The 13243-nt window shown below is 59.7% G+C and carries 10 protein-coding genes; 3 read left to right on the top strand and 7 right to left on the bottom strand.

All coding sequences use genetic code 11. From position 1 onward, the window contains the following. Positions 1 to 17: 17 nt before the first annotated feature. Positions 18 to 2483, bottom strand: a complete 2466-nt coding sequence (gene hrpB, locus B060_RS0103220; RefSeq protein ID WP_018080311.1) for an ATP-dependent helicase HrpB — start codon at positions 2481 to 2483, stop codon at positions 18 to 20. A 251-nt stretch (positions 2484 to 2734) separates the two neighbouring features. Between hrpB and B060_RS0103225 the strand changes: the two genes are divergently transcribed. Together B060_RS0103225 and B060_RS23800 are read left to right on the top strand one after the other, a co-directional pair. Further along, a complete protein-coding gene (locus B060_RS0103225) occupies positions 2735 to 4378 on the top strand; it encodes an amino acid permease (RefSeq protein ID WP_018080312.1) in 1644 nt (547 codons plus the stop codon). 70 nt (positions 4379 to 4448) lie between these two features. Further along, a complete protein-coding gene (locus B060_RS23800; RefSeq protein ID WP_018080313.1) occupies positions 4449 to 5138 on the top strand; it encodes an MBL fold metallo-hydrolase in 690 nt (229 codons plus the stop codon). A gap of 131 nt (positions 5139 to 5269) precedes the next feature. Here the strand turns inward: B060_RS23800 and B060_RS0103235 are convergent, their stop codons facing one another. Next, positions 5270 to 5575 (bottom strand): SCP2 sterol-binding domain-containing protein, encoded by a 306-nt coding sequence (locus tag B060_RS0103235; protein ID WP_018080314.1) that lies wholly within the window; start codon positions 5573 to 5575, stop codon positions 5270 to 5272. 104 nt (positions 5576 to 5679) lie between these two features. On the opposite strand from B060_RS0103235, the gene B060_RS0103240 reads away from it, so the two are divergent. Further along, a complete protein-coding gene (locus B060_RS0103240) occupies positions 5680 to 6870 on the top strand; it encodes a BaiN/RdsA family NAD(P)/FAD-dependent oxidoreductase (RefSeq protein ID WP_018080315.1) in 1191 nt (396 codons plus the stop codon). Here the strand turns inward: B060_RS0103240 and B060_RS27080 are convergent. The 5 genes from B060_RS27080 to rpoC form a co-directional block, all read right to left on the bottom strand. Beyond that, entirely contained in the window at positions 6867 to 7013 is a 147-nt protein-coding gene (locus tag B060_RS27080) for a hypothetical protein (RefSeq protein ID WP_018080316.1), read from the bottom strand. The two genes, B060_RS0103240 and B060_RS27080, sit on opposite strands and share 4 nt — an antisense overlap. Then, positions 7010 to 7216, bottom strand: coding sequence for a helix-turn-helix transcriptional regulator (locus B060_RS0103250; protein ID WP_018080317.1), 207 nt, complete (start codon positions 7214 to 7216; stop codon positions 7010 to 7012). Before B060_RS0103250 ends, B060_RS27080 begins: the two co-directional genes overlap by 4 nt. A gap of 1 nt (position 7217) precedes the next feature. After that, on the bottom strand, positions 7218 to 7667 hold the full coding sequence (locus tag B060_RS0103255) for a hypothetical protein (protein ID WP_018080318.1): 450 nt from the start codon (positions 7665 to 7667) through the stop codon (positions 7218 to 7220). 76 nt (positions 7668 to 7743) lie between these two features. Next, entirely contained in the window at positions 7744 to 8862 is a 1119-nt protein-coding gene (locus B060_RS0103260; RefSeq protein WP_018080319.1) for a catalase family protein, read from the bottom strand. A gap of 135 nt (positions 8863 to 8997) precedes the next feature. Beyond that, entirely contained in the window at positions 8998 to 13182 is a 4185-nt protein-coding gene (rpoC, locus tag B060_RS0103265; protein ID WP_018080320.1) for a DNA-directed RNA polymerase subunit beta', read from the bottom strand. Between the last annotated feature and the right edge of the window lie 61 nt (positions 13183 to 13243).

Here is a 13243-nt window from a genome sequence, read left to right on the forward strand (position 1 = left end):
TTATTTATGTGCCGCTGTTATGTTCCTCTGGGTTTGGCGCGCGTCGTCGGATCGGCCTCGCGCGGATTTTCCGGCCAGACATGACGCGGATAGCGCCCCTTCATGTCGCTGCGCACCTCAGACCACGAGCCGCTCCAGAACGCCGGCAGGTCCCTGGTAATCTGGATCGGACGATGCGCCGGCGAGGTCAGCGAAAGGGTGATCGGCGTGCGATTAGGCCCGATGGCCGGATGGACGGTGGTGCCGTAAAGTTCCTGCACGCGCACTTCCAGCCGCGGCCCGCCCTCAGCTTCGTAGTCAATGCGGATATGGGAGCCGGTCGGCATGCGCCAGGTTTCCGGCGCCAGTTTATCGAGCGCGCGCTGCTGGTCGTAATCGAGGATATCGCTGAGCGCCTGCAGGATGACATGGCCGCCAAGCGACAACATGGACTTGCCGGCGGCGTAAGGCCCAAGCCAGGTTTCCAGAGTGCCGAGCAACGTTTCATCGCCCATATCCGGCCAGCTATCGTCCTGCGCTTTCAGGAAGGCAACACGAGCGCGCAAGGCCTGCGCACCTTCCGATAAGTTCAGCGCTTTCAGCCCCTTTTGCTGAATTTCTTCAGCCTCGGCATGAAGCAGGAGTTCAGGCGGTATCTTGTCAAGCGGCTTGCTGGACAGGACCACAGCACCGAGCCTGACCTGTTCGAAGGCCCGGAAGCGGCCGTTGTTGCGCTCCAGCACCACGCCCTTGTCGAGACGGTCGGCGAACAGGGTCAGGATGTCGACGTCGCTCAGAGGCGCCGCCAGCAGAATGCGGTCGCGGTTCGAGCCACCGCCGAGATCACCAACCGCCAGATAGGGTTGACGCGCCAAGGCATCATGTTCGTCGACATAGACGCCGCGACCATTGGCCATGACGAATTCGCCGGCCTTACCCCGCGCCTTGGCAATCCGCTCCGGAAAGCATTCGGCCAAAAGATGATGTGAGAACTTGCCGACAAACTTTTGTTTTGTCGTCGATTTTATCAGGCCTTGCGCCTGCCTTGCCCAACCTTGCGCCAGAGTGCGCGCCTGCGAAATCTTGGGCGAACGATCGCGCGACAAGGCTTCCAGCCGCGTATCGAGATCGGTCGATTTACCGCCTAGGCCATTTTCCGACAGGAGTACCGCCAGATTGGCGCCCAGTTCCGCCCCACCGTTTTCGGCCGCCCGGATCAGCATGTGCGCCAGTCGCGGCGCCATAGGCAAGTGCGCGATGGCCTTGCCATGCGCCGTCAGATCGCCGGCCGTATCGAGCGCATCCAGCGAACGTAACAGCTTCATGGCCTCTTCCATGGCAGCCTTTGGCGGATGATCGAGCAGGGCCAGCCCCTCGGTCGACTTCGCGCCCCATAGCCGTAAGGAAAGCGCCAATTGCGACAGATCGGTCTCCAGAATTTCCGGCTTGGCAAAGGGGATCAGCGAGCGGTCCTGCTCGGCGTCCCACAGACGATAGGCATCGCCGGCCTGGGTGCGCCCTGCCCGTCCTCGTCTCTGATCAGCCGAAGCCCTGGATACCCGCTCGGTGACCATCCGGATCGTGCCGCGCGCCGCATCGAAACGGCCAAGCCGCGACAGCCCGCAATCGACCACCATGGACACACGATCCAGCGTCAGAGAGGTTTCGGCGATGGCGGTGGCCAGAACGATCTTGGGATGACCGGCTTCATTGCGCGCCAGAGTATGGGCCTGATCCTTGAAATCCATGGCGCCATAGAGCTTGCAGATATCGATATGAGACGCGACGCCGCGCTCTTCGAGGAAGCGCGCCACGCGGTGTATCTCGCCCTGTCCGGGTAAAAAAACCAGCAGGGTCTCAGCCTTGTCGGCGCTGAGCTTGGTCGACAAGCGCGCCACATGGCGAGCGATGTCCTGCTCCATCATCAAGGCCTGATCGCGGCCGAGATAGTGGGTCTCAATTCGGAAGGTGCGCCCCTGTGATTCAAAGCGCCCCGCGCCTTCCAGCAGGCCGAGCACGCGGTCGCCATCGAGTGTGGCCGACATGACCAAAAGGCGCAGATCATCGCGCAGCACAGTTTGCGCATCGCGCGCGAAGGCCAGCCCCAGATCGGCATCAAGGCTGCGCTCGTGGAATTCATCGAAGATAACGCCGCCGACGCCTTCAAGCGACGGATCATCGAGAATTTTGCGCGAGAAAATACCTTCGGTCACCACCTCGATGCGCGTTTTCGCCGAGACCTTGCTTTCACCCCGCACCCGAAAGCCAACGGTCCGGCCCACCGGCTCGCCCAGGGTTTCGGCCATGCGCGCAGCGGCAGCACGGGCGGCCAGACGGCGCGGTTCCAGCAGGATAAGGGTTTGGCCCGCCAGCCAAGGCGCGTCGAGCAAAGCCAGAGGAATGCCCGTGGTCTTGCCCGCACCTGGCGGCGCAATGATCAGGGCCGTGGTGTGGTCCACCAGCCAGTCTTTCAGCGGCGCATAGATTTCCGTTACGGGTAACATCGCGCCTTGGTATCAGAAAGCCCCCAGAACTCAAGTTTAACTCGGACGTTCGCGCCGTGATCGTCGCGCTACTGCCCGAAATTCGCGAATTGCGCGCATTGACGCTATCCGTCGCAAGCGCTTGCTTAATAAGCCGTTGCCAAAGTGACAATATGACGATAGCGTCACGATCAGGGGCTCGCTCACAGGGCCTGTTTGCGCTTTGTGCATAAGGCTTAAGCGCTATAATTATAAAATTTGCGAGGGGTCATATGGCCAATTTCCTAAGCCAGCTTGTGCTTAAAAAATCGATTCTGAAGATTCAGGCAGAAGCGGCGAAGAGCCCGCTCAAGCGCACGCTTGGGCCGATTAATCTGATGAGTCTTGGGGTCGGCGCTATCATTGGCGCCGGCATTTTTGTTCTGACCGGCCAGGTGGCGTCCGCCAATGCCGGCCCGGCGATCATGCTGTCCTTCGTCGTCGCCGGCATCGCCTGCGCTCTGGCCGGCCTGTGCTACGCCGAACTGTCCTCCACCATGCCGGTGTCCGGTTCGGCCTATACCTACGCCTACGGCACGCTCGGTGAAAGCGCCGCCTGGGTTATGGGCTGGCTGCTGGTGCTGGAATACGGCATCGCCGCCTCCACCGTGGCGGTCGGCTGGTCCGGCTATGTCGTCAGCCTGCTCGGCGATTTCGGCGTCCACTTCCCGTCCATTATCGGCGGAGATGCGGCCCACCCCGCCGTGCAATGGGCGACACCGCTGGTTCAGGCCGTCACCAATGATGCCGGCCACACCACCATGTCGATGACCGGCACCTTCAATCTGGTCGCCGCCATCGGCATCGCCCTCGTCACCTGTCTGCTGGTGCTGGGCGTCAGTGAATCGGCCAATGTCAACAACGCCATCGTCGTGCTGAAGATCATCGTGCTTTTCACCTTCATCGCCGTCGGCATTTCCTATATCAATCCGGCCAACTGGCATCCGTTTATCCCCAAGGCAACCGGCAATCCCGGTGAATTCGGCGTTGGCGGCATCTTCCGCGGCGCGGCTATCATCTTCTTCGCCTATGTCGGTTTTGAAGCCGTCTCCACCGCCGCCGCCGAAGCCAAGAACCCCAAGCGCGATGTGCCGATCGGTATCCTCGGCGCTCTGGTCATTTGCACCATCATCTATATGGCCGTCGCTGCCGTCATGACCGGCGTGGTGCCCTATCTCGAACTGGCCAGCCCTGCCCCCATCGCCGTCGCCATCGACCACATGGCCCTGACCTGGGCCAACTTCCCGTGGCCTTACGTCGCCAGCGGCCAGATGAACGCCATCAGCCTGCTGATCAAGGTCGGCGCCGTCGCCGGTCTCAGCTCGGTCATGCTGGTCCTGTGCTTCGGCCAGACGCGCATCTTCTACACCATGGCGCGTGATGGCCTTCTGCCGGCCGTCTTCGCCAAGATTCACCGCAAATTCCGCACGCCCTGGCTTGGCACCATCCTGCTCGGCATCATGATCGCCATAGCGGCCTCCTTCCTGCCGATCTCGCTGCTTGGCGATCTCGTCAGCCTGGGTACCGCCGTCGCCTTCTCGATCGTGTGTCTGTCGGTCATCTATCTGCGCATCAAGCACCCTGAAATGGAACGCCCGTTCAAGGTGCCCGGCGGCATCGTGACCGCCGTGCTCGGCATCCTGGCCTGTCTGTTCCTGGCCTGGCAAAACTTCGCGCCGATGATCGATCACTACAATCGCGGCAACACCCTGCCGCTGACCATCCTCGTTTGCTACGCTCTGGTGGGTGTGGTGATCTATGCGGGTTACGGCTTCTGGCACTCGAAGCTCGCCAAGGGCATCGACATCTCGGAAGACGATGAACTTGAAGGCCCTGTCGAGGCCCTGGGTCACGGCGTCGACGATATCAAGAAATAAGCTGGCAACAGCTTGAATGGATAAGGCTCAGATCGTACATCGGTCTGAGCCTTTTCTTTTGTGAGTCACTATGTCCGAAGAACCACCGATCCGCCTGTTCGTGGCGCCCGTCACGCCGTTGCAGCAGAACTGCACCGTGGTCTGGTGCACGAAGACAAACAAGGCCGCGATCATCGATCCGGGCGGCGATCTAGATCCGATCCTTGACGAGATCAAGCGACGCGGCCTGACGGTCGACAAGATCTGGATCACCCATGGTCATGCGGATCATGCCGGTGGCGCCGCCGAACTGAAGGAGCGCACCGGCGCCCCCATCGAAGGGCCGCACGAAGACGACCAGTTCTGGATCGACTCCATTCCCAGCATGGGCCAGCGCTACGGCATTGACGACATGCGCAGTTTCACGACCGATCGCTGGCTGCATGACGGCGATACCGTCACACTCGGTGAAACGACCTGGGATGTGATCCATTGCCCCGGCCACACCCCCGGACACGTTATTTTCCACCATGCGCCCAGCGGCTTTGCGCAGGTTGGCGACGTATTGTTCAAGGGCTCTATCGGCCGGACCGACTTTCCGCGCGGCAATCATGCCGACCTGATCCACTCGATCACGCAAAAGCTATGGCCGCTCGGTGATGTACAGTTCGTGCCCGGTCACGGCCCGATGTCGAGCTTCAACCTGGAGCGGCAGAGCAATCCGTTCGTGTCCGATCGCGTCGTTGGTCAGACCAAGCCCAACACCCAAGGCCCAGGCTAGCAGGGCCGCGGGCCCTGCACCCATAACGCGGCAGAGCATGCTGAAACGACAATGGGCTTGTCTGCGCCTTGGCAGACAAGCCCATATCTAACACCGTCGCGTAACGGGTGCAGGGTCGTTACGACCCTGCACTAGCCTTTGATGAGGGGCAGCAGCTTTTGCGCAATGCCCATGTCGCCCTGAATCTTGATCTTGCCGGTCATGAAAGCCATCATCGGATCGAGCGCACCGGCGGCCATGGCTTTCAGATCGTCGATGGAAATGGCGACCGTGGTATCGGCCGGGCCATCGTCGTTGCTGACCACGTTCGGCACCTGGGCCGCATTGATCAGGATCTTGCCAAGATCGCCGAAATCGATTTTCACGATCTTGCCGAGGCCGGAGTTTTCGCCCACAGCGGCGATGATTTTTTGGGTGATGGTTTCAAGATCGGACATGTTTGCTTCCTGTTTTGTGGTACAGCGTGGGCTGACCTTAAGGTTAAGTTACCATCCCGGCAAGCCAGACCTTGCGTCAAGATCGCAGAATATTCAGGAAAACCATGACCAGCCAGACACACGATGTGGTGATAATAGGCGCCGGCGCCGCAGGGCTGATGTGCGCCATCGAGGCGGCTCGGCGCGGCAAGAGCGTCATCCTGCTCGATCATGCCAAAAAGCCGGCCGAAAAGATCCGTATTTCCGGCGGCGGCAAATGCAATTTTACCCATCTGAAAGCCACGCCGAAGAACTTCCTGTCGCACAATGAGCATTTCTGCATTTCGGCGCTCAAACGCTTCACGCCGTGGGATTTCCTTGATCGCGTAGTGGCGCGTGGCATCACCTATTTCGAGAAGACTGAAGGCCAGCTTTTCTGCGAAACTTCGGCCGGCGACATCATCGACATGCTGCTCGATGATCTGGAAGAGGCCGGCGGTGAGCTTTATCTCGGCGTCAGCATCGAAGGCGTGACAAAGACCCCTGACGGTTTCGAGATCGACACGTCGAACGGTGTGTTGCTGGCGGATAAGCTGGTGATGGCCACGGGCGGATTGTCCATCCCCAAGATGGGCGCCACAGGTCTGGCCTACGATATTGCCCGCCAGTTCGGCCACAGCATCACCGAGACGCGCGCCGGTCTGGTGCCCTTCACGCTGGGCGGTGACAAACTGGCCGCCATTGAAGGGCTTTCGGGCGTATCGCTCAATGCGCGGGTGACCTGCGGCAAGACCAGCTTTGACGATGGTTTCCTCTTCACCCACCGAGGCCTTTCCGGGCCTTCGATCCTGCAAATTTCCAGCTATTGGAAACCCGGCCAGACCCTAGAGATCAATCTGCGGCCGGATATCGATATGCTGGCGCACTTGCAGGCCAAGCGCAAGGATCGCTCGAAGCAGACGATCGGCACGGTGATGGCCGAGGTGCTGCCGCGCCGCCTCTCCGAACGCCTGCTTGAATGGCACAAGGTACAGCCCGAAAACCGGATGGCTGAGCTTTCCAACGCCACGTTGCAAACCCTAGCCGATGCCGTCAATCGCTGGTCGTTTATGCCCGATGGCACCGAAGGCTACCGCACGGCCGAGGTGACGCTGGGCGGTATCGATACCGAAGGCCTGTCATCGCAGACCCTGGAAAGTCTGAAATGTCCGGGGCTTTACTTCATCGGTGAATGCGTCGACGTCACCGGCTGGCTGGGCGGGTATAATTTCCAGTGGGCCTGGTCATCGGGCTGGGCCGCCGGTCAGGCGGTTTAGTGTGAGAAGGCGGCGGCGGCTGTCACGACCATAGCACCGATGGCGCCGCTGTAGATGGCGGTATAGATCATCCATTGCCGGCGCTTTTGATCGGCGGCCAGTTTACGGGGATCGGGCTTTCGGCCCCATGTGCGCAGTTTCATGCATCCTCCAGATAAAACAGGTCCTCGACTTTTGCTTCCAGAACCTGCGCCAGACGCAGGGCCAGAAGCGTGGACGGGACAAAGACTTCATTCTCGATGGTGTTGATCGTCTTGCGCGACACCTGCGCCATGACGGCCAGATCGGCCTGGGTCAGGCTACGTGCAGCACGGTAGTCTTTCAGGCGGTTTTTCAGAACGTTCATCTTAACCGCGGTAGAGGCAGGCATAGGTTAAGGATGGTACGGCCACACCCATCCCCACAAGACCAGCCAGGACCAGTCTAATGTCGATATCAAGGAAAAAGCTGAGCCAAAAGCAAATGCCTGCCGCGACAATCATCCCCCAGTAGCCCGCTTGTATAGCTTGGTGATTTATCCCGCGTGTCCGTTCATCATCAATGAGTGCCCCAAGTTTTTTGTCACGCGTCATGCGGACCATACCCCATAGAAACGCAATCATACTGACAGCCCAGACCGGCAAAATCGCTAACGAGATCGTAATCAACAAGGTGTGCGGCAGATTGCCAATGCCTGTCACACCCAGTGAAAAAGTAACGATCCATCCAACATATGATAAAGCGATCACGACAAGCATAATACGCCTGAAACCTGCTAATCCCTCTGCTTGCCTAAGCAATTTCTCATTCTCACTCATTGGTCGCCTCCCATGCGTTAAAAGATACCTACGGGTTACATGTAACTCATAGGTGACAAGTTGTCAAACGCCATGATCAGGGATAAAAGACCTCGGCGGCATCTTCGGATGCGAAAAGACCGTCAAGCGTTGTGGGCTCAGTGATGGCTACGCCCGTATGCCCGGCCCGGAAGCGTGACGACGCCTCGTAGGCGGATTTGCGCAGACGCATGATCGAACCCAACGGCCGGTGCGCGGCCAGACCATGCCACGGTGAAAACGACATGGCATCGATGACCTCAGAACGTGCCTCGCTCCATGCGGTCTGAGGCTGCACGCGCAGGCGCGCCACGGTGACGTAGGGGCTTTCCTCTTCGGGCCAGGCCTTGGCGGCGTCCTCGATCGGCATGGTCTCCAGATCGCTACAAAGCTGGATACGCACGTCCCATTCGCCGCCATAGACGTTGAAATGGTCGATCATGGCGTCACGGATCGCCGTCTTGCTGCGGCCGACATCGATGTGCTGATCCGTCAGCATAGTCAGGTCTTCCGATACCGGCACAACCGACAGCTTGGCCATATAGCGACCATAGAGGATCGGCACGCCGGTATAGTAGGTCTCGCCGAGGGGATGACTGGCCGGCTCGCCCCCCATGCCACGGATCAAGCCGCTCTTACCGCCAAAGGCCTCGATCACCTTTTCCGTACCGCGCATGACGGCCGACATGGCCACCTTGGCGCCTTCGGCCTTGTCGGTGGTCGCCGCCAGCAGTTTCAGGCTTTTGAGGAAGGCCTTGGCGTTTGAGGTCTGGAAGGCCGGACCGTTGACCATGACAAAATCCTGCGTCACGTCGTTCTCACTGTCCGGCAGACGCGCGCCCTGCACGCCGACAATCTTGATTGCCAGGCCGCGCGGCGTGGAGACGCTGTCCGGCAGGATATCGCCCGGTGTGGTGGAAAAGCGCATGACGACCGGGTAGGTGCTGGCGTAACCGAAAAGTCCCTGCGCCAGATGTGGCGGCAAATTGCCTGCGACTTCCAGTTCTCCGATCAGCAGGGCGTGGCTCTTGGCGTGTACGCTGCGCAGACCGTGGAAGCCATCGGCCTCGGTTGTCTTGCTGATGCTCAACAGGGCTTCCCGCAGTTCCTCAGCGATCTCGGCCTCATCCTCGATCGAATGTTCGAGATCGGGTGTGTAGATAATAGGTTCGGACATGGTGCGCTCCTTGAACTCAGAGCCAATCCGCTCCGTCAGCCTCAGGGTGTCGGGACCTGCGTAAAAAATCGATACAAAGAAAAAGCCCCTGAACCGTAAGGCTCAGGGGCTTTGATCTTTATCAGGCTGCCGATCTTACTCGGAAGCAACCGGCGCTTCCAGAAGCACTTCGGCGGGCAGAGGCTCCATGGCCTCTTCGCGCTGATGCGACAACTGCTCGTCGCGCTTCATGGCGACGCGCTGGAGCTGACGGAGGTAGGCGCCGGTACCGGCGGGGATCAGGCGGCCGACGATGACGTTTTCCTTCAGGCCGTCCAGGGTATCGATCTTGCCCTGAACCGAAGCTTCGGTAAGGACGCGAGTCGTTTCCTGGAACGAAGCCGCCGAGATGAACGACTTGGTCTGCAAGCTTGCCTTCGTGATACCGAGCAGGATCGGCTGCGTGAGGGCTGCACGACCGCCGCGCTTTTCAGTCTTGGCGTTCTCGATATCGACTTCCGCCTTGTCGAGATGGTCGCCCTTGATCAGCCCGGTATCGCCGGCTTCCAGGATTTCGACCTTTTGCAGCATCTGACGCACGATGACTTCGATGTGCTTGTCGTTGATCGGCACGCCTTGCAGACGATAGACTTCCTGCACTTCGTTGACCAGGTATTCGGCCAGAGCCTCAACGCCCTGAATACGCAGCAGATCGTGCGGATCAGGGTTGCCGTCGATGATGTAGTCACCCTTCTGGATGTAATCACCGTCGTGGACCGAGATGTGCTTGCCCTTCGGGATCAGGAACTCGACCGCTTCACCATCACCATCCGGGGTGATCTTGATCCGGCGCTTGTTCTTGTAATCGCGGCCAAATTCGACGCGGCCATCCATTTCGGCGATGACGGCGCAATCCTTCGGACGACGGGCTTCAAAGAGTTCGGCGACGCGCGGCAGACCACCGGTGATGTCGCGGGTCTTAGCGCCTTCGGTCGGGATACGGGCAACAATATCGCCCGGCTTGACCTCGTCGCCGTTACCGACGGAGAGAATAGCGCCGACCGGAAGCTGGTAGCGGGCATCGCTGCCGCTCGATTGCTTCTTGTAGGCGCCCGCGTCGTCGGTGATACCCATGGCCGGGCGAATTTCGACCTTGCTCGTAGAGCGGAAGTCGATAACCACGCGGTTGGAGATGCCGGTCGCTTCGTCGGTTTCCTCACGGACAGTCTGGCCGTCGGTGAGATCCTCGAAGCGGACCTTGCCGCCGACTTCGGTGATGATCGGGGTGGTGTACGGATCCCACTCGACCAGGCGCTGGCCCTTCTTCACCGTGGTGCCTTCGACAACGCGCAGACGCGAACCATAAGGAACCTTATAGGTTTCACGATCCTTGCCATCGTGGAAGATGGTGATGATCAGGTTACGCGACATCGAGATCAGGTCGCCGTGCGTGCCCTTAACGGTAGGCGCCGCCGACAGTTTGACCACGCCGTCCGAGGTGGTTTCGTAGAACGAGGCTTCCGCCACCTGAGCCGTACCGCCGATGTGGAAGGTACGCATGGTGAGCTGGGTGCCGGGTTCACCGATCGACTGGGCAGCGATAACGCCGACCGCTTCGCCCATGTTCACCTTGGTGCCACGGGCCAGATCGCGGCCGTAACAGGCGGCACAGGTGCCTTGTTCGGCTTCACAGGTCAGGACCGAGCGGACCTTGACCGACTGGACGCCGGAGTTATCGATCAGATCGACGACGTTTTCATCGATATAGGTATCGGCTTCAACGACGACCTCCTTGGTCGCCACGTCGCGGATGTCTTCCGCCGTGGTACGGCCGAGGACACGCTGGCCGAGGCTGACCAGAACGTCACCGCCTTCGACGACCGCACGCAGCGTAATGCCACGGGTGGTGCCGCAATCGGTTTCCATGATGATACAGTCTTGCGCCACGTCGACGAGACGGCGGGTCAGGTAACCGGAGTTGGCGGTCTTCAGCGCGGTATCCGCGAGGCCCTTACGGGCGCCGTGGGTCGAGTTGAAGTATTCCAGAACCGACAGGCCCTCTTTGAAGTTCGAAATAATAGGCGTTTCGATGATTTCGCCGGACGGCTTGGCCATCAGGCCGCGCATACCGCCGAGTTGCTTCATCTGGGCCTGCGAACCACGGGCGCCGGAGTTGGCCATCATGTAGATCGAGTTGATTTCAGCTTCACGGCCGTCAGCGGTCATGTGCTTGCGGCTGATTTCCTTCATCATCTCGTCCGACACGCGGTCGGTAGCCTTCGACCAGGCGTCGATGACCTTGTTGTACTTCTCACCCTTGGTGATCAGACCGTCGGCATATTGCTGCTCGTATTCTTCAACCAGGGTGCGGGTTTCGGTGATGATACCGACCTTGGTTTCCGGAATAACGATATCGTCCTTACCGAAGGAGATACCGGCGCGGGCAGCTTCCTTGAAGCCCAGAGCCATCATCTGGTCGGCGAAGATCACCGTCGCCTTCTGGCCGCAGTGGCGATAAACCACGTCGATCAGATTGCCGATTTCCTTCTTGGTCAGGGTCTTTTCCAGGACCTTGAGGCCGATGTTTTCGTTACGCGGCAGAAGCGCGGCGATCTTCATGCGGCCGGCAGTGGTATCGACCACCTTGGTACGCACGACGCCGTCAGCGTCCATCTGGGTGAAGCGGCACTTGATCTTGGCATGCATCGACACCGAACCGTTATCCAGCGCCTGCTGGATTTCGTTCAGGTCAACAAACACCATGCCTTCGCCCTGTTCGCCGTCCTTCACGAGGGACAGGTAGTAGAGACCGAGCACGATATCCTGCGACGGCACGATGATCGGGCGACCGTTGGCGGGCGACAGGATGTTGTTGGTCGACATCATCAGCACGCGGGCTTCAAGCTGGGCTTCCAGCGAGAGCGGGACGTGGACAGCCATCTGGTCGCCGTCGAAGTCGGCGTTGAAGGCCGAACAGACGAGCGGGTGAAGCTGGATGGCCTTACCTTCGATCAGCTTGGGCTCGAAGGCCTGGATGCCGAGACGGTGGAGCGTAGGCGCGCGGTTGAGCATGACCGGGTGTTCGCGGATGACCTCTTCCAGGATATCCCACACTTGCGGCTGCTCGCGCTCGACCATGCGCTTCGATTGCTTGACGGTGCCGGAGAGGCCCTTGGCGTCGAGGCGGGCGTAGATGAAGGGCTTGAAGAGTTCGAGCGCCATCTTCTTCGGGATACCGCACTCGTGCAGCTTCAGTTCCGGACCGACGGTGATAACCGAACGACCCGAATAATCGACGCGCTTGCCGAGAAGGTTCTGACGGAAGCGGCCTTGCTTACCCTTCAGCATGTCGGCGAGCGACTTCAGCGGACGCTTGTTGGCGCCGGTGATGACACGGCCACGGCGGCCGTTGTCGAACAGGGCGTCGACCGATTCCTGCAACATACGCTTTTCGTTGCGGATGATGATGTCCGGTGCGCGCAGTTCCATGAGGCGCTTCAAACGGTTGTTCCGGTTGATGACGCGGCGATAGAGGTCGTTGAGGTCGGACGTGGCGAAACGGCCACCATCGAGCGGCACCAGCGGGCGCAGTTCGGGCGGGATGACTGGAACGACCGTCAGGATCATCCACTCGGGGCGATTGCCCGATTCCATGAAGGATTCGATGAGCTTGAGGCGCTTCGTATACTTCTTGGCTTTCATTTCCGAGGTGTTATCGATCAGATCGGCGCGCAGCTTGTCAGCGATCGCGGCGAGATCCATGGCCATGAGCATGTTGCGCACGGCTTCGGCGCCGATTTCAGCGGTGAAACTGTCATCGCCGAATTCTTCCTGGCAACGGTAATACTCGTCTTCGTTCAGAAGCTGGTGCAGCTTCAGAGACGTCAGGCCGGGCTCGGTGACGATGTAGTTTTCAAAGTACAGAACGCGTTCCACGTCCTTCAGCGCCATGTCGAGGATCATCGAGATACGCGACGGCAGCGACTTCAGGAACCAGATGTGGGCGACCGGAGACGCGAGTTCGATGTGACCCATGCGCTCGCGGCGAACGCGGCTCAGGGTGACTTCGACGCCGCACTTTTCGCAGATAATGCCCTTGTACTTCATACGCTTGTACTTGCCGCACAGGCATTCGTAATCCTTGGTTGGACCAAAGATACGGGCGCAGAACAGGCCATCGCGCTCAGGCTTGAACGTACGATAGTTGATCGTTTCCGGCTTCTTGATCTCGCCGAAGGACCACGACAGAATCTTTTCCGGCGAGGCCAAGGTGATGCGGATCTGGTCGAAGGTCGGGGCGACCTGGACCGGATTAAAAATATTCAGGACTTCCTGGTTCATGATTTCCAGTGACTCCAAAGTGGGCGCTTGGCCCGAAAAAATTCAAAAGACGCGAAGGGAA

Source organism: Asticcacaulis benevestitus DSM 16100 = ATCC BAA-896, assembly GCF_000376105.1.
GTDB classification, from domain to species: domain Bacteria; phylum Pseudomonadota; class Alphaproteobacteria; order Caulobacterales; family Caulobacteraceae; genus Asticcacaulis; species Asticcacaulis benevestitus.